Source organism: Stenotrophomonas sp. As-7 (assembly GCF_030291015.1).
Taxonomy (GTDB): domain Bacteria; phylum Pseudomonadota; class Gammaproteobacteria; order Xanthomonadales; family Xanthomonadaceae; genus Stenotrophomonas; species Stenotrophomonas lactitubi.
The window spans coordinates 1,321,714-1,342,206 of record NZ_CP127405.1 but is presented as its reverse complement, the minus strand read 5'-3'; the positions used below and the strand labels follow the sequence as shown (position 1 = coordinate 1,342,206).

Sequence of the window (20,493 nt, the reverse complement as noted above, 5' to 3'; positions counted from 1 at the left end):
CTGCCTGCAAGCAGCCGCCCTCCGCCCTGTTCAAAGCGGAGGAATCTCCTCAAACGTCCAGGCGCTACCGTAGTAGTCGCCTCCCAGATGGGTGCTGGCCCCGGCCACGGCCTGTCCGTACAACGCCGTCGCGTGGATTTCTGCAACATCGAGGGCGCCAGACGGACTGCGCCAGCGCGGAACGGCGACTACGCGGCGACCACCCGCCACGCGGCGCCGCAGGCGATCCAGGTCCATCCCCTGGGAAAGACCTCCACCACGGGCCTCTGCAAGTGGGGCCGGGGTGACGTCAACGCGGAGAACCCGGTAGGCCCTTCGTTCAACCACGTTCAACCCGCCGCCAATTGTGCGCTCCCGGATGCTCGGATCGACGGTATCGACCGACCAACCGACCTGGTGGCCGACCTCAACTGCCGGCATTGCAACCAGCTCGCCGATGTCAAAGGAGGCAGCCTCAATCTCGACCTGCAGACCGATCAGGAGAGGGGCGCCGCCCAGGACGAACCAGGCTGCGAGACTGCCATCCGCAAGCTCCATCACCGGCTGCTGGTCACCGTTGCCGCCCAGCTGGGTGTCGTAATGCTCTTCGCCCTCACGTTGACCGGATAACGTGACGCGCGTGCCTGCGGGGCAAGTGAGGCCTAACACGGCCGCGATGCGAACTGGTGTCGGAACACTCCAGGACAAACGCAGGCGTACCGAGCCGGCGCCACCATTCACACGCGCGATGCTGGAAGGTCGACCGTCAACAAGCGCCTGCAGGTTCGCAGCGCTGCCGCCATCGACCGACACCGTTGCGATCGGCTGTCCGTATCCAATAAGCATTAGGCCCCCCAAAGCTTGAGAACGTGGTCACCTGTGACCGGGTTGCTGGTAACGCCAGATACAAGGACCTTTCGCCCCGCCTGCAGGCCGTAGCGAGGATAAGTGATGCGGCCAACTTGACCAGGGCGCAGGCGAAGGTCGGGGCGCGCATTGATCCGTACCGCGTAGAAATTCCTCGGCACTTCGTAAAGAGCGACAACGCGCTCAATCTCAGCCTGCGCGTCCTCCTTTCGGTCCAGCCGCGACACCATGGGCGCAGCGGAATCGGCGTGGGCGTAGCGCGCTGCGAGCATCCCGCCTGAGTAGGCCTGCCCACGGCACACCGAAGTCAACTGTTGCCTGCGTTCAGGCGGCAGCTGCTCCAGGTCGGTGATCAGGTCGCCAGCCCCCAGAATCACACCGTTGGGCTGATAAGCGAGACGGCGAGACAGGTTCGGTGCGAGGTCAGGAAGGACGATCAGATCACCCGCAAACACGTTCCAATCCAGGTCGAACCTGAGATCTGCATCGGCAATCGACTCAGGATCGATCAATCGCGCCAGGCGCAGGACACCATCATCGTCCTGCCACCAATCAGCGGTGTACGCGGTCAGGATGCCGCTCAGCGCATCCCGAACGGTCGCGCCGTCGCCGCCATAGAATCCGACGCCGCCATAGCCACTGATCTGGTCAATCGCCTGAGCGTCATCCGCAGACCAGGAGGCCTTGCCGATCCGCGAGAACACCTCAGTGAGCGCCTGGCGAAGCGTGGCAGGAGCCATGTCGGGCTGGGAAGAGACGTCAGCGAAAACCGGGCCTACTGGCGGCGATGAAAGCACCAGATGCTGCCCCCTCGGGCCCAGAGTGTAAGCCGTCCCCGCTTCGAGCTTGGCCCCGCGATCCATGACCGACTCCACGCTCCCGATCGGGAAGTCACAAAGCCACTGCTGGCTACCATCCCTGTTGACGGCAATGCATGGTGCGCTGCGAACGGCGCCGATCACTGCCGGCATTGTCTGCCAGGCAATACCTTCACCCTGCGGCGGTAGAAAGACCGACCGCCCCAGGGGCGAATCCAAGTCATTGTGTGCGTCACGGAACGTAAGCAGCTTGCGGCCATCGTCCTCAATGTCGATTCGATCCAGCACGAAGCGAGCGACTGCAACTGACGTCGATAGCGGCTGCCCCTGCAACACCTGTCGGACTGCCACAGGCTGGCCGCGCAGCGCACCGATTGCCGCAGCATCGAGCAGACCCTGCGAGTCCATGACGCGCACCTGGGCGCTGCCGGAGCGGGAAGCGTTCTCCCAAGGCCAGAAGCTGACACTTGCCACGGTGCTCAGCCCGTCGCTGGCCAGCAGGCCCATGAAAGCAGCGCTTGCAGGCGCGTCAGTTGCCAGGGTCATGTAATCCTCACTCGCCAGTCGCATCGGCTCTACCTGCTCGTCTTCGATGAACCAGCCCGCGTGGGCAGCTGCGCTCAGGGCCTGCCACTGGCCAGCGTTGGCGGCGCAGGAGATGCCCCCAGCCTTGGTGCTGGCCAGCGAAACAGCAAAGTGAATCGCGCCAGCAACTGGCACCATTAGATCCGCTACCTGCTCACCATCCAGGAAGAAACGCGCGCGCGAGGGGCTGCCAATATCGACAGCGATGCCGACCGTTGCCCCCTTGATCGGGATAGGAAGCCCAGACACCAGCACAACGCCGTTCGCAACAACCTCGCCGGCATGGAGACGCCAGCCAGCCCCGCCTGAGTAGCCCACCTCTGCTGACAGCGGAGCGGTCGGCATCACCACCCCGATGGTTGCCACCACAGGATCGTCTCCCCAGAAGAAGAACTCGGCACCGTGCGAGCCTGAATCGTGCGCGATGGTGCTGCGAGCAAGGCGCGGCGTAACGAGTGCTGTCCCGGTGCTAACGGTCATGCCGCCGTCGCCGACAACCAGGTCGGCGCCCAGGGGGCTGGAAGACCAACGCGCGAACGTCTTCCCCGCAGGAGACATCTGGGTGGCGATTGTCACAGGTCCTCCGGCATCAGGTCGCCCACACCCAGTTGCGAGGCATGCGGCCACCCCGCCGTCACGTCATAGCCATCGACCTCAGCGTGCGTCTGCAGCTGCACGATCGCTTCATGGTGCGCGCGCTCGGCGGTGAAGCAGGCCTGCACGTGAGCGCTGATCGCCAGGGCAATACCTTGCAGTTCGGCCGCCGTCAGCTGCACCCAGCCGCTTTGCGCCTTGAAGTCCACCGATTCCAGCCCGCCGAGCTGGATGGCCGACAGAACGCCGCTCAGACGGTTCTGATCGTCAAGCGTGGTGCCAACCTGCACGCCGCCCAGAAGGATACCGCCAGTCTCGCGGTTCCAGCGTTCTGCAGTGGCAGCCGCCAGCAGATCCTCTTTGACTTCGGTCAGCGACTTGAGCGGCACCAACGGCAGCGGCGTGTTGCCGTCGTCCAGCCAGCGCTGGTAGTCGGCCCACATCCAGTGGCCGCGCGGGATGTTCGCACCCGTGTCAACGCACAAGATCACGTCAGGATTCTCGGTCAGTTGGTACACGTTAGATCTCCGCGTCTGCAGTGAAGTGGAACCAGCCGCCGAACGTACCAGCGTTGTTCACCCAATTGATCTCGCAGCCGCCCTCACTCAACCCACGAACAGTGGGCACGCCGCTGCTGTCTGCGTTGTCTGACATTGTGACTTTGTTCGGATTGCCGGATACAGCGCCATACACGGTGACAGCCGGAGACGTTCGCATGCCAACCGGGAATCGCAACGCATATGCGCTAAAGCTCGGCGAGTTGGTCCCGCTGATTTGAAGCCCCGTAGCGATCCGCCCCGAGTCGCTGTTGGGCGTTCCTGCTTTGGTCGGCAAAGCGTAAGACTTGCAATAGTAACGCTGACACAGTTGCAGTTCGTGCCCTACTGGACGCCATTCAAAATCGGTCGCCTTGTCACCTTTTTCCATTTGCACCTGCGCCAACTCAAACAGTCCGGTTTGCCCAACCAGCTGACCGCCAAACAGGGAGGGTCTGTCATCGGCGTAGAAGAACGTCAGCAGCAGGGCGTTACCGCCGCTACCCACCGTCTTACCTACGATTGAAGGCACGTCAAAGGTGACGCTGTACTTAGTGAACGTTGTAGTGAGGACAATCACTTCCGGTGCAACAACTTGCACCATTGATGATCCACCGCTACCGAAGTGCTGTTGAATCAGCAAGCCAACCTTTTTACCTGCTACACCGCTGCGCATCCAGAATGACACGGTAGCCTTTCCACCTGCGAACGAATGCACGCTTTCAATCCATTGGCCCACCCATGCCGACGACACACCAGCAACTACATTAAAACCGAGGAACATCCGGGAGTCGGGAATCTCGCCGGGCGTGGTTGCGCCAAGCCCCCAGTTGCTTGTAGCGCCGACGCCTGCGGACGAACAGATCCAACGATCTGCTGTGTAGGCGGCGGTATTTGTGATGGTGCCAGGGTTGCCACGCTGGTAGATGTCGAAGTTGCCGTTGATGATGCGATTTTTATTGAGGATGCGTGCTGACAATGCGGTGTCGGCATTTCCACGCGCTGCAGCTTCTGCCTGCACAGCCACGCTGCGATCAGCGGCTTCCTGCGTGATAAGGGAATGCTCTGCATCAATGCGGGCACCGAGTGCGGCATCTGCTGCTTTGCGCGCGGCGATCTCGGTTTCCAATTGCTCTCCGGCCCCAGTCGCACCATCCTCCAGCGCCACCAGCCGCGCCTCTGTCTCGGTGATGTTCGCGTTGTGCTTGATGTTGGCTGATCGCGTAGGCTCCCCGAGGTGGCCGTTGGGCTGGGGTGTATCAATGTCGATGTGTCGAAGTGGCATGTCTGCTCCGTTACATTTCTATCGAGATCATCGATAGGCTTTGAGTGATGGTCTGCTGCTGGAACGTGCCGGACGTGTGGGTCACGTCCTGGGCAGTGAAACCGGAGATAACCGCGCGGTACTGCATCGTTTCAGAGCTTGGGCTGGTGTCATTCACGGTGAATGAACCGCCCCAGTTGGACACGGCAAGATCAGACCCATCCGGCTCGTTATTGATGTTCACCGAGCCCCCAACGTTCAGCACCTGCCACAGCGTTTCGGCGTTGTTGCCGATCTTGCGGTAGACATCGACGCGTGCCGTGTTCTGTCCGGCTCCGGCCACGAAGCCCGACGGACCCAGCGTGGTCTGAACCCGCCCATGACGCCGGGTGAAACTGACGGTCACGGTGCGCACGCGGCCGTTGGTTGCGAATGGACCGTTGACCAGCTCAGTACCGATGGTCTGCGTGGTTGTGGTCTGAACTGCGTTGCGCAGAATGCCGGCCGACAATTGGCCGCCGAAGTAGGCACTGCCGTTCGCGTCCATCCACATCATGGCGTTGGTCTTCGATGCGGCGGCGGCGCCAACGTTGGGGCCGAAGTAGTCGATCAAGTTGTCACCGTTGGCACCGAAGCCAGGGCCGATGATTCGCTGTGCGGCCCCCTTCCAGACGCGCAGGTACCCGTTGCGCCACTCCATGCCCTCGGCGGCGCCGTTGGGTGCCACGATCTCCATGCTATTGGTCAGGAATCGCAGGCTGACCACGTTGCCGTTGTTGCCCAACTCCATGCCACCAACCAGCGGGCCGCTGCCCCCATCGGCGATCAGGTGCAGGAAAGCCTTGGCCAGTACCTGCGCCACGCCGCCTTCCGCTTGAACGACCCTTGCTTCCATGCCTTGCACCACCTGGGCGCTGGCCTTTCCGTCCAGGTCGACGCGAACGCCCTGCAACGACTCCGCCACCGCCTCGATGCCATCGGCGTTCTGCTCAACCGAAGACTTGAGCTGCGACAGCGCCTGGGCCGACGCCTTGCCGTCCAGCTCGACCTGCACCACGTCGATCCGGCGCGCCTGCGCCGACACATCCGTGGCCATCGCCTGTAGCTGCGTTGTCGTGGCTGCCTTGAACTGCCCAACGCTGGCGTCCAGTCGCTCTACCGCCTCTGCTTGCGCAAGGTCGCCCTCAGCAATGACCGTATAAACCGACTTGCTGCCAGCGAACACGTCCAGATCGCCAGAGAACGTGTCTTCATCACCGGCGTGATTGCCTTCCAGTTGCGCAGTCATCGATGTGACGCGCTCGCCTACTGCACGCAGGCCGTCCTCGGTGTCTTCGACGCGAGCACTGACGCTTTCCAGTGCCTGCACCGAGGCCACCTTGCCATCACCATCTGGCATGCGGGCCTGTACCGACCGAATCGCCTCGGCGTTGGCGCTATCGCCATCGGCGCGTGCCTGGCTTTCCTGGGAGACGCTCGCCTCAGTGGCAAGCGTGCCCTGACCGGCCGGCATCCGCGCCTGTAACACCTCGGTGGCACGCGCATTGGCCTGATCGGCGGTAACGCGCGCGTCCCGCTCTGCCGCGTACAGTCCAACGGTTACACCGGCCGGATCAGTGCCTTCGTAGTCACCGCGCAGCTGCGCGGCGAGCGACTCGCGCTTGCTGGCTTCGGCAAGGTCCGCCAGGACAAGCGCCGAGGTCTGTTCCTGGACGAAAGCAACACCTGCACCAGGCGTCGGTCGGCCGACCGCGACCCAGTCCAGGAGAAAGTAGTTCTCGGCGTCCTGTGCGGCCCCGACCTGCAGACGGATGGCGTGGATCTGCTCCGGCCACCAGGGGATGTCCTGGAAGTCCAGCGTTGCCACACCCATCGGGTCCCATAGAGGCTCGGCGGCCACCGCCGAGCGTCCTTCATTCCAGATCGGGGACGCCTGGGTGATCCATTGCAAGCGGCCTGCCCACACCGGGGAGCCCTTGCGCTTCACGCGCAGCTTCACGAAGCGATAGGCAGTCCCATCGATGCCCAGACCCAAGGGAGACTGGATATAGGGGAAGCTCGTTGCATCTGCAGGCCGCAACCATCCATCGACAACAGACGGGGTTCCATTACCCGTCCAGCCCTCGGCATCGGCGTTGAAGTACCAGATCGAGCGACTATCAAACTGCGTGCCGCTGCCGGCCGTTACTTGTGACAGTGCATAGGCAAGGGATTCGACTTCACTTTCACGTGTCGCCGCTTCCTGGCTGACGCCCGCCTGCCATGCAAGGCGCTCGTTGAGCAGCGCTTCGGTGCGATCGCGGACTTCCTTGTTCAGCGCCTCAGCCTGCTCGATCAGCCCTTCGGTTCGCGCAGCGGCCTCCAGCGCAACAAGGTTCGCCAGCTCGGCAACAGCGTCCGCCCGCTTCCGCGATTCGGCCGCGTCGGCGTTGAAGCGATCAACCTTCTCCTTGTCGATGTCCCGCTGGATCTCAATCAGCTCGGCGGTGGTGGGCGGAATGACGGGAAGCACCGGGTTCTGCGAAGAATCGCCGGAGGAGACGCCGTTCACCACAACGGTCACCTTCCACCAACTGATCGCGCCGCTGGCATCGGTGTAGGTGTATCGCGTATCGGTGGTGCGCGTCACGATTCGCCAGGCGCCAGGCGCGCCGCCCACGTCTGGGGCGCGCCACACAACATAGGTCGCCCCGGCAAGCGGTGATGCCTGCCAGGAGATCGTGATGCTCTCAACGCCAGGTTTAACCTCGACATCAGTGGGAGGACTGATTTCAGCCGCAGCAGGAGGCGGCGGCGCCCAGCTGGCAGCCGCGCGAGCTGCGGGCGTAACCTGCGGAAGCGGACCCGCACCAATTTCAATAAGCAGCACCGGACGGCTCACAGCTCGTATACCTCTTTTTTCTGGCCAGCCGAAACGAGCCTTTGAATACCGTTATTGACCTGGAGCATGCCGGCACGCGCCAGCGACAGGCGACCTGCAGCCGCACGCTCGGCGGCCTGGGCAGCAGCCAGCTCCTGCCGGGCCAGCTCTCGGCTGGCGGCCGCAGCAGCGATCTTCTCGGCAGTGGCCTTGACCAGGTTGGCAACCAGGCGACCACCAAACGCGACGGCCAGCAGGCCCACCACCTGGTCGACCTGTTCCAGGTTGCGCGCCAGGAACGCGATGCTCTCCGCCAGAGCACTACCCGCACCCAGTTGCTGCGAGCCTTCGCCCACAAATTTTGTGATGCTGTTGGACAGCTGCACCATCGCCCGCTCAACCGTCAGCGGGATGGTGGAAAACTCTTTCTCCACGGCAGCGCTCTGGCTCTCCAGGGCGCTAACCAACGTATCGATGGTCACCTTTCCATCGTTGACCTGCTTACGCAGCTCGCCCATACCGACGCCCATGCCATCGGCCAACGCCTGGGCCAGGCGCGGCGAATTCTCCACAACTGAGTTGAATTCTTCAGCACGCAGGACACCACCTGCGAGGGCCTGCGTCAGCTGGGTGATTGCATTGGCCGCTGACGTTGCACTGGCACCAGAGATAGCGAACGTGCGGTTGATCGTCTCGGTCAGCCCCAACTGGCGCTGCTGCGAAATCCCGTACTCCGCTGTGGACTGTGCAAGGCGCGCGTAGAGGGTCGCCGTGGTATCCATCGCGGTCGACGTGCGCTGAGAGATGGCGAACACTTCCGCGCTCGCCGCCGCATAGGCCTTCTGTCCATCGGTCGCCAGGCGCAGGCGGCCAGAAATGTTCGCGTATTGATCGGACATCGATACCAGGGCGGCGACCGACTGCGCGCCAACGTATGCCCCGATAGCACCCTTGGCCACGTTCAGTGCCGCGCTCATCGCGGACGCTTTTCGTGCGGCGGTGTCCGACGCATTGCCCAGGCTGGTTACGCCTGCGGCACCGCGCTGTGCCTGTTGGCCAGTTGCGACCGAAGTCCCTCCCAACCGTTTCACCTCCGCCTCAGATGAGCGAACAACCGGAACTAGCTGGCTGTTGTCGGCAGTGAGGCGGAGGGTAACGGTAGGGTTCACGTGGGCACCTATGGCTCTTCCGAGCGTGCTTGGCGGGTGGCGCCAACCATCACATCGACACCATCCAGCAGTGATGGAACGTCTGATGGCGGGATGTCGAGCAGGACGATGGCGTGATGCAACTCAGCCGCTTCTATGCCGTCGTAGACCGGTGCATGGAAGCCGGTGATCCAGCGGGGACGGCAGCGGCGGAACACTCGGACGGTGTCCCAGTTAGATTCCAGGACGTGGACAGTCTCCAGAGCTTCTTCTGCCGATGCCCCACCGTCGCGCAGAAAGTCCGCCGAACTGACGGCATCCTCAGCCCCATGGCTCCTGTGGATGCCGCCAGTTCGTGGACCCTTCCCAATCAGCGCCCGCGCGACGTCTTCGAGTTTTTTACGCGGGCCTCGCCGAACTGCGCGAAGTAGGCCTGCAGGATCGCCGCCTGCAGGAAGTTGGACCAGGTGCCGGTAAGTACCTGGTCGACCGCCGCAGGGCCGGTGATGGCGGTGCCGGCGTCGTCACCCAGGCCCTGGACGTCCAGGACGATCTCGCGGATGTACTCGGCATCCTGGGTGTCGTCATCGGACATCGCCTTGAGGCGGTCCTTGGACAGAACCTTGACCTGGACGTGGATGGTGCCTTCGTTGAAAACGTCGACCTTATCGGTCGGCAGGCGCAGGGTGACGGGCAAGAGCACCGAGTCGGTTTTTGCGAGTCGCAGCATGGTGTGAAGTCCTTGGGAAGTGGTGTTAAAGCCCGTTTGAGCGGGACCACTTCACTTTGCCAATAGCGCGATCGGCATCGGGACTAACGCGGCTCACTGAAAAAAGAAGCCCCGCACTGGGCGGGGCTTCGGTCAGGACAGTGTAGCTGGGGTTACGGCGTGGCGTCGCCGAACTCGATGTACAGCTCGTCGCCGCCTGCATCGCTGGCCACGCAGGGGCCGGACAGTTCCCAGCCATAGTCGCCATCAATTTCCGTCTCGTTAATGGTGTCAATCTGACCACGGATGCCCAGCTCGCTGTACAGCTTGCTCTGCTCGGTCAGGCGCAACGAAATGGACAGAGGAGTTGCCGCATCGCGCAATGTCCAAGGGTTGAAGTCCGCCAGGGCGGTCTTGGCCAGGCGCAGCGTCCAGGTCGGCGCGCGATCGGTGATGCCCGTTTCCTTGTGCGAGGTGTACTCCTTCGGCGTGATGGTGTTACCCAGGTCCACCGAGAGCGACTTGGCCCACACCGTCAGTGCAGCGCCACCCGCCAGCACGGCGATCTTGGTCACAGTGTTGTCGGCCCTGGCGACGGTGGGGACCGTGGTTGGCAGGACGATCTCCGGCAGGGCTTCCTCGGCGATGTTTTCGTAGTCGCCCTGGACACGAATGTTGCCCTTGAAGCGATCGCCAACAGTGATGGTCAGGCTGGTCAGGTTGTGGCGGGCCGCCTGCACATGCTTGACCGTGCCGGCGTGCCAGAACTTCGCATCGCTCAGCGCCATGTTGGTGCTGATGGGGTTATAGCGAGTGGTCTTCTCCGTGGCGTCCTTGACCACGGTCAGACCGGCCGGCAACAGCAGTACGCCGCAGTCGGGATCACTGTCGGCGACACCGCCAGGCGAGGTCGGCGGGTACAGCTCGAACTCACCCTCGATGTACGCGCGGCGCGCGCCCACGGCGAAGGGCTGACCGGTAAGGAAGGGGCGGTCGATGGGGCGTTCGATCTTGTCGAACTCGGTCCCGCTGGTGCCGTTGAAGAGCAGGACGCCATTGGTTGCCGGCGCCGGCACGACAGGGCTGCCGGCAGCGGCGCGCACGGCCAGCGCCAGGCCGCGACGCTTGAAGGGTTCGAGTTGGGGCTGTGCCATGTGGCTATTCCTCGGTGGGAGACGTGGTGGTGTTGGCCCGCTGGCGCGGGGGCTTCGCCGGCTCGGCGGCGACCTTCGGCGAGATCTCTGGCGGTGCGGGGCTCGCCTTGGCCTCATCGACCAGGGCGCCATCGATCACGCGCCAAGCGCCGCCGCTGGTCGGGGTGGGTTTGTTGGTCATCGAGATACCTGCATGCGGTAGTTGGTGATAAGCACCTGCTGGCTGACCAGCCAGCCGGCCTTGAAGGCTTCGTCGCGGCCCGCCTGGAAGGAGAGCGCATCGAAGGCGTCGGCCGGGGTCCAGCCGACCAGCGCCTGGCGCACGGCGGGGATCACTTCAGTGTCCATCTGCTGGCGGGCGCCAGTGCCCGCCGCTTCCCCCGCATAGTTGCGGACGAACAGCACCACGCGAATCGTGACGTCGACGTTCTGAATGTGCGGGCCGCCCGTGGAGTACTTCGAGCGCTGCCCCAGCTCGGCGGCAGTAACGAACGCGGCCACGGTTGTATTGGGCTGCTGCTCCAATGCGGTGCTGAGGTCTGCAGCACTGCCCACTTCGAGCAGCACCGTGGCCTGCTCCTGAAGACGGGCGATGATCGCTCCGACTGGAAAGGGACCCACCGTCATGGCCGGCCGTCCCTGCCGAATACCTTGTTCCCAGGATGGATGATGAAGTCGCCCAGGCCGGTGGGGCCGGTGGTCGGGTCAGCGCCTCCCAGGTGGAATTCGCCCTTGGCAATCAGCCGCAGGAAATTCATTGCATCGCGGTAATCCCGCACAACAGGGTCGGTGCGCTCATCTGACATGCGATCGCCGTGGAGCTGGTAGCGCACGATGCTTCGCGCCCACGTGGGCAGCATGGTGTCCATCTGCGCCAAGGGCAGCTGATAGCGCTTGGCCAGGTAGCCATCGATCAGCGCGCCGGCTTGGGCGATCGCTTCCTGGATTCGAGCCACGCAGGCGTCGGCGCGGAGGACTTCGGCGGGATCGAAGGCACTACGATCACCCCCGCGCAGCGTGGCGTCCATCAGCGCGGCGGACACGGGGCGCTGGTCCTTCGCCGTGGCCACCTGCGCCAGCTCCAGGGCGCCAGGGATCTCGGCCAGCTGCGTGAGGGTGATGTAGCTCATCGGTCAGCCTTCCTTGCCCAGGTGCGCCTCGATCTGCGGCACGCGCTCGGCCGGCGCAAGCGCTTCCCAGGCCGCTGCATCCAGACCGGCCGCTGCCTGCGCCTTGACCTCGGCTTCGCCCCAGGCCTTCTTGCCGGCCGCGCTCTTGGTCGCTGCCTTCTGGCGTGCGATCGCCACCTCGTCGGCGGTCGGCTCGCCCTTCGATTCGACCTCCTGGACGATCAGCTCGGGGTCGCCCTTGATGGCGTCGAGCTGGCCTTTCTTCAGGTCTGCCACGTCGATGGTTTCACCCTGGCGGGTGAAGTGACGGCCTGCGCGCCAACGGCCACGCTCCTGTCGGGATTTCACGATGATCTGCTGGTTGGCCATTGGCCACTCCTTGCTGAGTTGAACGGCGGGGCCAGCGCGGGTGACGCTGGCCCCGTTCGGATGGGCTTACTGAATCCAGGGCGAGTCGAGGGCCTCAACAACGCCCTTCATCACGTTGTCGGTGCCGGAGATCTGGTTCGCGGTCAGGATCTCTGCCGCCTTGAACTTCAGGTTCGGCGTGATGACCAGCAGATCGGGCACCAGGCCCAGCGGACGGCCGTGATCACCGGTACGGCTGGTGAAGGCGGTATAGGCGGCCTGCAGGTTTTCCGCCGTCAGCGGCTTGTTGCTGGCGTAGCCCATCTGCCAGAAGCCGAAGCCCACGTTACGGCGGCAATCGGTGCCGTAGCGGAACTCTTTCTTGGTGAACACCGCTTCATCGGTTTCGGTGTCCATGGACACGAAGTTCGGGTCCTGGCGGTTCTGGAAGATCAGCGGCTTCAGGGCGCGCTTGGTGCACAGCAGGTACCAGTAGGGGCCGGTGCCGCCGGAATCGATGTTGCTCTGGGTGACGTTCTTGCCGCCAGCGTCGATGACCGGGTGGTCCGTGTCGAAGAAGTTCTGCCCGTCATAGCACGCCGTGTTGATGCCGTTCTTCAGCAGGCCAAAGGTCAGCTCATCGGGCTGCGCAGCCACGGACTCGCCCATGTTCAGCATCAGCGGCGTGTAGACACCGATGTTGTCGTCCTGGATGTCGTCGCGGTCAACGCCAACCGTCAGCTCGAAGGGCTCGTTACGGATGGTGTAGCCGTGGGTCGTGATCCCGTGGATCACGCGGTCACCGATCCACCTACGCATGCCCGGCAGCTTGCCGAGCCAGCCGTATTCGTTGGACTTGGTGGTGGACGGCACGACGGTGGCGATGCGCTCGTACTGGGACGGCGCCTGGCCCAGGCCCTGCTTGAAGGCCGCATTGAAGGCCACGAACAGCGTGGCGAGAGTTGCGCGGGAAATCTGCATGTGGGTGTCCTGTGGAAGGAGTGGAACGGGATCAGCCGACCAGGACCCAGACGCCAGCGGCGTCCACGTCGATGATCTTGCCGGCGACCTTGCGCGCGGCGCTGTTGTCGGTCTTGGCAACGGTCTGGTCATCGACCACGAACGCCTTAGCGCCGATGTCGGCGCGGGTGATCTGGTCGGCTGCAGCGCTGTTGGCGAAGTGGAACGCGTGGCCGCGCCAGGCATCGGCCTGGACAGTGCCATCGCCGAACCCATCGTTCTGTGCGACGCCGACTGCGTCACCAGAACCAGCGGTGCCGGCAGGCACTGCGTTGCCGTTGGTGGTCAGGAGGGCAATCATCGTGCCGGCCCAGATCTGGGTGCCGGGATTGATGAGGTGGCCAACGCGCTGAGCGTCGCGCCGATTGGTGTTGCGGCCCTGGGTGGCTGCGGTCATGGCAGTGTCCTTATATATAGGCGTGGTTGACGCGTTGCCGTCAGGCGGACGGCTTGGCGGCGGCGTAGTCCTTCGGGCTGATGCCGGTCATCGAGCAGACGGCCAGCTCGCCGTCAGTCAGACCGTGTGCGTCGCGCGCCTGGTCACCGCCTGGCTTCTTGCCCTGGGTCTGGGTCTGGCTGAGTGCCGCGATTGCCGGGGCGCCGGCCAGGTACTTGTTCAGCGCGGCAATGTCGGACTTGCCCAGGTCGGTGGCCCAGTCCTTCAGGGCGGGCAGAATGCGACCATCGGCCAGGCCCTGCTCGACCAATGCGGTGACCTTCTCGTTGGTGCGCTCTGCACTGAGCGCGGCCAACTGGCCACGGATCTCTTCCACCGCGCTCAGCGGCACGAACTTGGTCGGGTCCGGCTTGGTGGACGCCGCCTTCAGGGCCGAGCAGGCAGCCAGCGCGCCGCCTTCATCAACACCCAGTTCGGTGGTCAGGCTCTCCAGCGTGGCCAACTTCGGGCCCAGCTTGCTGCAGGCGGCAATGGCCTGCTCTTCGGTAGTGGTTGCGGGCAGTTTCAGTGCAGCCAGCAAGGCTGCGAGCAAGGCATTCATCGGGTGATCCTCGGTGTCGGTGTGGAACGCGAACGTGGCAGCCGCACGCAGGGACAGCGCCTGCATGTCATCGATCGCGGGGGTGTTGGTGATGGCGGCCATTTCGATCGTCAGCACCTCGCCGGTCTTCTCATCGAAGCGGAACACCGGCGAGACGTAGCGGTACTCCTCGGCGTCGATCGCAGCGAGCGCGCGAGCCGTTGGCCGGGCGATAGCCCAGAGGCCGGAACCTTCGCGCCATTGCAGCGCACGCATCCAGGCAGCGGCCGGCGCAGGCTGCCCGTTGGTTTCCTTGTTGAGGGTCTGATGCTCGTAATCAACGACGAGCGGCTTGTTCTTGGCGTTGAAGCGGGCGATGACGCGTTCGGCCACAGCCGCATCGATGTACCAGGCCGGCACGGGCAATTCGCGGCCATCGTTGGGCCGGAACTCACCTGCAGGCGTCAGCTGCATTTCGATGGTTCCGTCATCGGCAAGGCTCAGTGGCAGCTTGAAGCTGCACGCGGCGATCGCGACGTTCGAGGGGACGGGGGGTTGGGCTGGCTTGGTCATCCCAGCCAGATTGGCCGGTCGACTGAGCGGATCGGGATTAACATCCCTTAGTGCAGATGGAGGGGCAGCTGCCCTCGCGCCATCGATCCCAAACTGTACACGTTCTGCGAAAAATCGGCCGTTGGTCGCAACGCCGCCTTCACTGCCGACCGCAACCGCGTTTGAAAGGCGTTTAAATCGCCCCTGGGCGCCTCGGACGGGGCGTCCTCGGACGGTGGCCGCGCCCAGGGGGCCTCAGAGGCCCTGTGGGGCCGTTTTAGGCGGGGGGCAGATTTCCGGCTTCTGCGTCCAATTCGAGCCAGGCAACGGCAAGCTGCTCGATCGCCTCGCCATCGGCCTCGCTGATGCCCAGGAAGGGACGCGCCGGCAGTCCCGGATGGTTGACCTTTTTCACGAACCCCGGCGACTCCTTCCCGTCCTTGCCGGTACGCATCTGCATGCCTGGCCAGAACAGCGCCTTGCCCGGCTTGGCCTGGATGACATACGGGTCTGTGCCCTCCTGGTGCCACCTGGCCTGCTTGGAATCGGCGCGGATCTCCACCCAGTCCACGCCCGATAGCGGATGGATGCCATCCCTGGTGCGGTGCGTCGCGTTCAGCGGCGTGCGGCCAGACCCGTCTGCCAGTGGCTGCCAGGCGACGCCATCAGGGCCGATGCCCGTGTCGAACCGCGCCTGGGTGCTCTCGGTCAGGTCCTCGCCGATCTGGGCCATCAGGCCACTGAGGTCGGCGCTGCGGCGGTGCAGTTCGCCGAACCAACGCTTCGCCTGGTCGGCATCTACCTGGAGAATCAGGGGCTCGTCAGCCATGGTATTCTCCGGCCACGGACCAGGGACCAGCCGCCCCTGGTGTAGCGGCCCCAGGGCCGCAATCCTTCCACAGGGTGGGCCAGCCCCCGAGGCCCTGCAGGAAGCGCCGCAGAGCGAGCTGGCGCGTCTGTGAGCAAAGGCTCATTCTTCCGACCTTCCCCATACCAACACTCCTTGCCGCGATCGCGGCTGTGGCTTGTTGCCCCGGAAGAAGTCGAACGAGCCCCAGACGCCGCCTGGCAGCACTTCGGCGATGACGGTCAACGCATAGCGCTTCGCCGCCGCGCCTTCACCCTCGGTCACTTCAACCCGCTTGACGTAGTAGCGGCGCAGGCCGACCTTGCCGGCGTCGTTCTGGGCGAAGTTGGCCCAGATCTCGAACGGTGCCTGGATGGTCTCGGCCAGGAGCGGCAGGTACTTCTCCCGACCATCCAGGCGCGAGGGCTTCTCCAGCCAGTGCTCGATCACCTGGTCGGTCAACAGCACCGGGTCGCCTGCAGGATCGCGCAGCGTGGAGGTCTCGCCGTACAGCTCCCGCCAAACCTGGCGCACGCGCTGCGGGTCGCGGATGCCGCTGGCCAGGGGCTGAGCTGCGGCAGCATCAAGCGGAACCTGCGCCGGTCGTCCGTACTCCGCAGCGGTTTTGCCCGGCAGCTCGGACCACTTCGCCGCCGCGTCCTTGGCCAGGGCGGCATCGGCGATCTGGCGACCGTTGGCTGCATGCCCGACGTGATAGGCCCACTCCGGTGGAGGGTCGCCCGGGACAGGGGCAGGCCGTTCGCTAACCTTCCAGCGCATCGCGCGCATCTTGGCCTCGGACACGCCGATCACCGTGCAGTGGCAGCCCCAGCCATTGGGCGTGTAATGCGTGTCCCACCATGGATCGGTCGACGGCAGGATGACCCCGTCCCACGCCTTGTGCTGCTCGCGGGGATTGCGCACGGTGTTGTGCTTGTAGCGCAGGTAGGGGAAGTGGCGCAGGGTCTCCCATCGACCCGCCTGGTAGGCGGTTCGGATGTTGGTGTTGTAGATGACCGCCGTGCGCCAGGCCTGGCCGCCAGGACTGCCTTCGCCCGTCCACCCAACCCAGCCGTTGCGCTGGACAATGTCGCGGAACCGGGCGCGGAAGTCCGCCAGGGTCTCGCCTTTCGTGATCGCAGCATCGACTGCCTCGCGCAGGTCCGTCAGCAAGGCGTCACGGGTGGCGCCGGCAACGACGAATGCACGCGCATGCTGTCCCTGCCAGAGATCGTTCCAGCGCCTGGTGGGCAGATTGACCTTGTCGCGGAAGTAGCGCTCCGCCTCGGGCAGGCTGCCGAAGTTGCCCCGGATCTCAGCCACGACTGTCTTCCAGGGCATCGAACATGCCGGCAGCGCCACCGATCGCCAGCGCGTGCTGCATGGCTCGGGTGAACTGATCGGCGCTCATCGATGGCAGCAGGTCGAGCAGACCCTGTCGGATGTGCTCCAGGTCCGGCGCGGTATCCACCAGCTGCTGGATCTTCTCGACCCAGTCGGTAATCAACGGGTCGATCTCACCGCCCACCAGGGCAGCAAGCTGGTCCTCCCTGTCCTTGCCACGCGCAGCCTGCGAGGTGGCCACCGCCAGGCCGGCGCGAGTGAGCGCCGCCACGCCTGCAGGAGCGGCGTCGGCGCCGTCGACCAGCACCGCCTCATCCGGGCCGGCTTCGGGAATGCCCAGCTCGGTGTGCACCCATGTCGGACTGATGCGCATGCCCAGTTTCACCAGCGGCGGCAGCGCGGTCGCGTAGGCGCCGATGTCCTTCGTTTCGGCCAGGTCGAAGGTGAAGCGCGGGCAGCGACGGCGATCGCCCTGCGGAAGGAGGCCGTTCAACATCGCCAACGGATAGATCAGGTCGCGCGTGAGCGTGGTGGCCACCTGCTTGGCGTCGGCGTCCTTCAGCTCCTTGCGCACCTCGTTGTGCACCTCGCCCAGGGCGTTGGTGCTGCTCTTGCCATCAGCTTGGCTGGTCAGCGTTCCGCCCAGGATCGCCTTGCTCTGGCTGCGCTCGCACCAGCTGATCATCAGCTCGAATGCCTTGGGGTCACCCTCGGCAACGGCAGGGAAATCCATGGTCATCCCTTCGGGGATGATGCCCGCCGCATTGTGGCCGATCTGCATCAGCGCCCGGAGCAGCGTCAGCTTCTCCTTCTCGGATGCACCTGGCGGATACTTGCCAATGCGCATCGGGATGCCGTAAATCTCCAGGAACTCCGCCAGATCGCCGACGCTGTAGTTCTTGAACAGGTACGGCCACACCAGGACGCGGAACAATGCTGAGCGCTCCAGGTAGCCGCTCTTAGCCGCGTGCGTGTGGGTGATCCAACCATAGGGCTGGAGCGCTTCGCCCTCGCCACCGCCGACGCGCAGGCGGATCTCCTGCTGATAGCCACGCTTGAACTGGAACCAGCTCTGCGGCCGGTGCAGAATCGACTTGGGCTGCCACTCGGCGCCCAAGCGCTGCCACTCGATCTCCTGGCACGCAAAGCCCTTGCCGATCGCGTCGGTGGTGTCGAAGAGGATGCCCTCCAGGTTATCCAGCGACTCCAGCGTTTCCTGCAGCTGCTCGGCATTCTTCTTCTCGACCGCGCTGGGATTCTTTGGCGGTGCGATCTTCCAGGGCAGACTGGCCACGGCGCGGCGCCGCTTGGACATCTCGGAATAGATGTGGGCGTCGCGCTCTTCCATGTCCTCGAACAGCTCGTACTGCCGGATGACGTCGCCTTGCTCGGCGGCCAGCATGATCGCGGCCAGCCGCGAGGGCGTCAGGCCGCGCGAGGGGTGGCCTTGGAACTCACGCTGCAGCTGGATCGCGTGGGCGGTTTGCGGCTCGACCAGTTGGGCGACGCGGAGAGGCTGGCCATCGGGGCCGAGGATGCGGGAGTTGTTCACCATGCTTCGGGTTCCGGAATAGAGAGGTCGTCGCCGTCATGGGAGACGGTGTCGTAGCCGCGGCTGCTGCGCGGCATTGGCGTCCATGCCATTTCCGCACCTGGGTGTCGGCTGGCGTAGTACATGAGAGCGATGGCGATGCCGGCATCGCCGTGACGCTGCCCACCGTCCTTGCCGGTGGAGCGATCAGGCACGCGGGCGACGCCCTTGATCATCTTGATGGCGCGCAGGTCGCCCAGGACGTCCTTGTCCCTGGGGATGGCGATGGTGTCGTCCTCGAACGCCTGTTTCAGCGGGGGCATGTTCTCGCGGTACCAGGTCTCCGTTGCCATGACCAGGGCGACACGGCTGTACCCGAACTCCTGGGCGAGGAATTCGGCCACGGCGTTACCGTTGCCGCGAGCGTCCACCGCCGCCTTGACGAAGCGCGGCAGGCGTTTGATGACGTACTGGGCCACCTGGTCCTGCTGCTTGTGCGGCATGTTCCGCAGCTCCAACAGGAACGGCACGCGACGGCGCAGGTTCTGCTCGATCTGCGCCGGCACCATCACGGTCAGATCGCCCGAACGGCCGAAGTCCTGACCGAACACGCTCTGTAGCTCCGGGTCCAGTGCGTCCAGTAGCGGACCGACTTCCAGATCCAGCCATTCCTGGACGGCAGTGCGGCGCGCGTTATCTGACTGCTGCTCGAAGCCCTTGGGGCAGGTGTAGCGCAGGACCGGTGCGCCGTACATGCGCTGTTCGACCAGGGCTGTGGTCAACCAGGCGCCCGAGCCCTGGCTTGGCACAACGTCCAACTCTTCCTCAGCGGCCGAGCCATAGAACGCATAGACGCCGATGACCCAGCTGCCCTGGGCGTCCACGTCCCACGGCACGCCCCTGCGCATGCAGACACGTCCAAACAAACCCTGCTCGACAGCTTCCTTAAACGTGATGCGGTGGACGCTACCCTTTCGGGAACCCGCCCGGATCTCGTTCACCAGCTCGTTGAACGGGTTCTGATCGCCGTCATGGGTGCTGATCACACGGACTTTGCCGCCCCAGATCAGCAGCGCCAGGGCTGCCTTCAGCAGTTCGTCCAGGGCGCCGTGGAATGCGGCCTCATCGATGACCACCACGCCTTGCTTGCCGCGCAGGTTGGCCGGGCGCGAGGACAGGGCCACGATGCGGAAGCCGCTGGCGAAGCGGATGGTATAGGTCTTGATCGACTTTTCATCGTCGCCATCCTTGAAGACTTCTTCGCCTTCCTCGACGGCTTCGGCCACCTGGTTGAACACGCGCGCCCACATGGCGCAGGCCTCGATGTACTCGATGGCCATGTCCATGTTGTAGCCGATGTAGTACACGTTCATCCCGCCGCCCTGACGGGACTTGGCAGCGGTCAGCACGTTGTCTGACGCCTCGGCCCAGGTGAGGCCTACGCGTCGACTCTTCTCGGCCACCTTCAGGTCGCTGTCATCGGCAACCCAGTCCTGTTGGTACTTCAGCAGCACGGCATCGATGGCGCTGTTGACCTCGACGGCGAGCGATGCCGGCAGTTCGTCCTGCAGCAGATCCTCGACACGATCGGCCCGATTGATGGCCTCTGCCAACGGCGTCTTGGTTGGCGCAGCTTTAGGGCGCACTGCCTTAGCGATGACCATCAGCCGATTCCCAGAATCTTCTTGCGGAACTCGTTGGCCCGCTCTTCGGACAGGCCGCCCGACTTGACGACGTTGTCCAGCTTCGCGGCCTGCTCGCGCTGCAGGGCCTCGCGGGCCTCCTGCGCGACCGCGCGGCGAACGTTGACGCTCATCCGCTGGGTGTTCATCGCGTCGTTGGCAGCACGCGCCAGCTTGCGGATGTCTTCGATGCTGGTTTCGTCGCTTTCGTGCGCTTTCAGCGCCGCGTTGGTTGCCAGAGTGGTGATGGCGTGACCCAACAGTGCGCCGGCCTTCTCGCCGACACCCTCGCCCAGCTCGCCCACCACCGCCTGAGCGGCAGCCTCGATGTCCCGCATGCGAGCAGTCATGGCGGAGATGCCCTGGTGATAGCGATGCAGTGCCGATTTCGACACTTCCGCAGCCGGCTCACCTGGGAACGTCTGCTGCAGCTCGGCGATCATCTCCGCCAGCGTCAGGCGGTCCTCGCGGAGCAGGCGCTCTACATGAGCGCGCTGTTCCGGCGGTAGACGCTGGATGCTGGACTTTCCGCGACGTGGGGCAGTCAT

Annotated in this window: 20 protein-coding genes; all 20 read right to left on the bottom strand. The window is 64.4% G+C overall.

The features are described from left to right. Window positions 1–30: 30 nt before the first annotated feature. Complete coding sequence (locus QP457_RS06275; protein WP_205404922.1) at window positions 31–825, bottom strand: hypothetical protein; 795 nt, start codon at window positions 823–825, stop codon at window positions 31–33. Continuing rightward, window positions 825–2,825, bottom strand: coding sequence for a hypothetical protein (locus tag QP457_RS06270; RefSeq protein WP_205404923.1), 2,001 nt, complete (start codon window positions 2,823–2,825; stop codon window positions 825–827). Before QP457_RS06270 ends, QP457_RS06275 begins: the two co-directional genes overlap by 1 nt. Further along, a complete protein-coding gene (locus QP457_RS06265; protein WP_205404924.1) occupies window positions 2,822–3,334 on the bottom strand; it encodes a DUF4376 domain-containing protein in 513 nt (170 codons plus the stop codon). The genes QP457_RS06270 and QP457_RS06265 overlap by 4 nt, the downstream gene beginning before the upstream one ends. 28 nt (window positions 3,335–3,362) lie before the next feature. Beyond that, window positions 3,363–4,664, bottom strand: coding sequence for a hypothetical protein (locus QP457_RS06260; protein WP_205404925.1), 1,302 nt, complete (start codon window positions 4,662–4,664; stop codon window positions 3,363–3,365). A gap of 10 nt (window positions 4,665–4,674) precedes the next feature. Next, complete coding sequence (locus QP457_RS06255; protein WP_205404926.1) at window positions 4,675–7,524, bottom strand: hypothetical protein; 2,850 nt, start codon at window positions 7,522–7,524, stop codon at window positions 4,675–4,677. After that, window positions 7,521–8,480 carry a tape measure protein gene (locus QP457_RS06250; RefSeq protein ID WP_205404927.1) on the bottom strand — a complete coding sequence of 320 codons (960 nt, stop codon included), beginning with the start codon at window positions 8,478–8,480 and terminating at the stop codon, window positions 7,521–7,523. Before QP457_RS06250 ends, QP457_RS06255 begins: the two co-directional genes overlap by 4 nt. 541 nt (window positions 8,481–9,021) lie before the next feature. Then, window positions 9,022–9,381 carry a hypothetical protein gene (locus QP457_RS06245; RefSeq protein ID WP_205404928.1) on the bottom strand — a complete coding sequence of 120 codons (360 nt, stop codon included), beginning with the start codon at window positions 9,379–9,381 and terminating at the stop codon, window positions 9,022–9,024. Window positions 9,382–9,533: 152 nt separating this feature from the next. Then, complete coding sequence (locus QP457_RS06240) at window positions 9,534–10,514, bottom strand: phage tail tube protein (RefSeq protein WP_205404929.1); 981 nt, start codon at window positions 10,512–10,514, stop codon at window positions 9,534–9,536. A gap of 4 nt (window positions 10,515–10,518) precedes the next feature. Then, a complete protein-coding gene (locus QP457_RS06235; protein ID WP_205404930.1) occupies window positions 10,519–10,695 on the bottom strand; it encodes a hypothetical protein in 177 nt (58 codons plus the stop codon). Then, entirely contained in the window at window positions 10,692–11,141 is a 450-nt protein-coding gene (locus QP457_RS06230) for a hypothetical protein (protein ID WP_205404931.1), read from the bottom strand. Before QP457_RS06230 ends, QP457_RS06235 begins: the two co-directional genes overlap by 4 nt. Beyond that, window positions 11,138–11,644, bottom strand: a complete 507-nt coding sequence (locus QP457_RS06225) for a DUF1320 domain-containing protein (RefSeq protein ID WP_205404932.1) — start codon at window positions 11,642–11,644, stop codon at window positions 11,138–11,140. The genes QP457_RS06230 and QP457_RS06225 overlap by 4 nt, the downstream gene beginning before the upstream one ends. Before the next feature lie 3 nt (window positions 11,645–11,647). Beyond that, window positions 11,648–12,013: a hypothetical protein gene (locus QP457_RS06220; RefSeq protein ID WP_205404933.1), complete on the bottom strand. Its 366-nt coding sequence runs from the start codon at window positions 12,011–12,013 to the stop codon at window positions 11,648–11,650. 66 nt (window positions 12,014–12,079) lie between these two features. Then, window positions 12,080–12,973 (bottom strand): Mu-like prophage major head subunit gpT family protein, encoded by an 894-nt coding sequence (locus tag QP457_RS06215; RefSeq protein WP_205404934.1) that lies wholly within the window; start codon window positions 12,971–12,973, stop codon window positions 12,080–12,082. A 31-nt stretch (window positions 12,974–13,004) separates the two neighbouring features. Then, window positions 13,005–13,409, bottom strand: a complete 405-nt coding sequence (locus QP457_RS06210; RefSeq protein ID WP_205404935.1) for a hypothetical protein — start codon at window positions 13,407–13,409, stop codon at window positions 13,005–13,007. Window positions 13,410–13,449: 40 nt separating this feature from the next. Next, window positions 13,450–14,562: a phage protease gene (locus tag QP457_RS06205; RefSeq protein WP_205404936.1), complete on the bottom strand. Its 1,113-nt coding sequence runs from the start codon at window positions 14,560–14,562 to the stop codon at window positions 13,450–13,452. A 256-nt stretch (window positions 14,563–14,818) separates the two neighbouring features. Further along, window positions 14,819–15,370, bottom strand: a complete 552-nt coding sequence (locus QP457_RS06200; protein ID WP_205404937.1) for a phage virion morphogenesis protein — start codon at window positions 15,368–15,370, stop codon at window positions 14,819–14,821. Window positions 15,371–15,511: 141 nt separating this feature from the next. Further along, window positions 15,512–16,711, bottom strand: a complete 1,200-nt coding sequence (locus tag QP457_RS06195; RefSeq protein WP_205404938.1) for a PBECR2 nuclease fold domain-containing protein — start codon at window positions 16,709–16,711, stop codon at window positions 15,512–15,514. Next, entirely contained in the window at window positions 16,704–18,287 is a 1,584-nt protein-coding gene (locus tag QP457_RS06190) for a DUF935 domain-containing protein (RefSeq protein ID WP_240196490.1), read from the bottom strand. The genes QP457_RS06195 and QP457_RS06190 overlap by 8 nt, the downstream gene beginning before the upstream one ends. Beyond that, the gene (locus QP457_RS06185) at window positions 18,281–19,927 is read right to left on the bottom strand and encodes a hypothetical protein (RefSeq protein ID WP_240196491.1); all 1,647 of its coding nucleotides are present in this window, start codon (window positions 19,925–19,927) and stop codon (window positions 18,281–18,283) included. Before QP457_RS06185 ends, QP457_RS06190 begins: the two co-directional genes overlap by 7 nt. Beyond that, complete coding sequence (locus tag QP457_RS06180; RefSeq protein ID WP_205404939.1) at window positions 19,927–20,493, bottom strand: phage protein Gp27 family protein; 567 nt, start codon at window positions 20,491–20,493, stop codon at window positions 19,927–19,929. The genes QP457_RS06185 and QP457_RS06180 overlap by 1 nt, the downstream gene beginning before the upstream one ends.

What these genes read in the sequence shown, in the direction of transcription:
- QP457_RS06250 (WP_205404927.1), bottom strand. Translation starts at nt 8,480, where the DNA reads ATGAGCGCGGCACTGAACGTGGCCAAGGGTGCTATCGGGGCATACGTT.
- QP457_RS06180 (WP_205404939.1), bottom strand. Translation starts at nt 20,493, where the DNA reads ATGACTGCCCCACGTCGCGGAAAGTCCAGCATCCAGCGTCTACCGCCG.
- QP457_RS06230 (WP_205404931.1), bottom strand. Translation starts at nt 11,141, where the DNA reads ATGACGGTGGGTCCCTTTCCAGTCGGAGCGATCATCGCCCGTCTTCAG.
- QP457_RS06240 (WP_205404929.1), bottom strand. Translation starts at nt 10,514, where the DNA reads ATGGCACAGCCCCAACTCGAACCCTTCAAGCGTCGCGGCCTGGCGCTG.
- QP457_RS06200 (WP_205404937.1), bottom strand. Translation starts at nt 15,370, where the DNA reads ATGGCTGACGAGCCCCTGATTCTCCAGGTAGATGCCGACCAGGCGAAG.
- QP457_RS06235 (WP_205404930.1), bottom strand. Translation starts at nt 10,695, where the DNA reads ATGACCAACAAACCCACCCCGACCAGCGGCGGCGCTTGGCGCGTGATC.
- QP457_RS06190 (WP_240196490.1), bottom strand. Translation starts at nt 18,287, where the DNA reads ATGGTGAACAACTCCCGCATCCTCGGCCCCGATGGCCAGCCTCTCCGC.
- QP457_RS06225 (WP_205404932.1), bottom strand. Translation starts at nt 11,644, where the DNA reads ATGAGCTACATCACCCTCACGCAGCTGGCCGAGATCCCTGGCGCCCTG.
- QP457_RS06215 (WP_205404934.1), bottom strand. Translation starts at nt 12,973, where the DNA reads ATGCAGATTTCCCGCGCAACTCTCGCCACGCTGTTCGTGGCCTTCAAT.
- QP457_RS06205 (WP_205404936.1), bottom strand. Translation starts at nt 14,562, where the DNA reads ATGACCAAGCCAGCCCAACCCCCCGTCCCCTCGAACGTCGCGATCGCC.
- QP457_RS06185 (WP_240196491.1), bottom strand. Translation starts at nt 19,927, where the DNA reads ATGGTCATCGCTAAGGCAGTGCGCCCTAAAGCTGCGCCAACCAAGACG.
- QP457_RS06210 (WP_205404935.1), bottom strand. Translation starts at nt 13,409, where the DNA reads ATGACCGCAGCCACCCAGGGCCGCAACACCAATCGGCGCGACGCTCAG.
- QP457_RS06220 (WP_205404933.1), bottom strand. Translation starts at nt 12,013, where the DNA reads ATGGCCAACCAGCAGATCATCGTGAAATCCCGACAGGAGCGTGGCCGT.
- QP457_RS06275 (WP_205404922.1), bottom strand. Translation starts at nt 825, where the DNA reads ATGCTTATTGGATACGGACAGCCGATCGCAACGGTGTCGGTCGATGGC.
- QP457_RS06245 (WP_205404928.1), bottom strand. Translation starts at nt 9,381, where the DNA reads ATGCTGCGACTCGCAAAAACCGACTCGGTGCTCTTGCCCGTCACCCTG.
- QP457_RS06260 (WP_205404925.1), bottom strand. Translation starts at nt 4,664, where the DNA reads ATGCCACTTCGACACATCGACATTGATACACCCCAGCCCAACGGCCAC.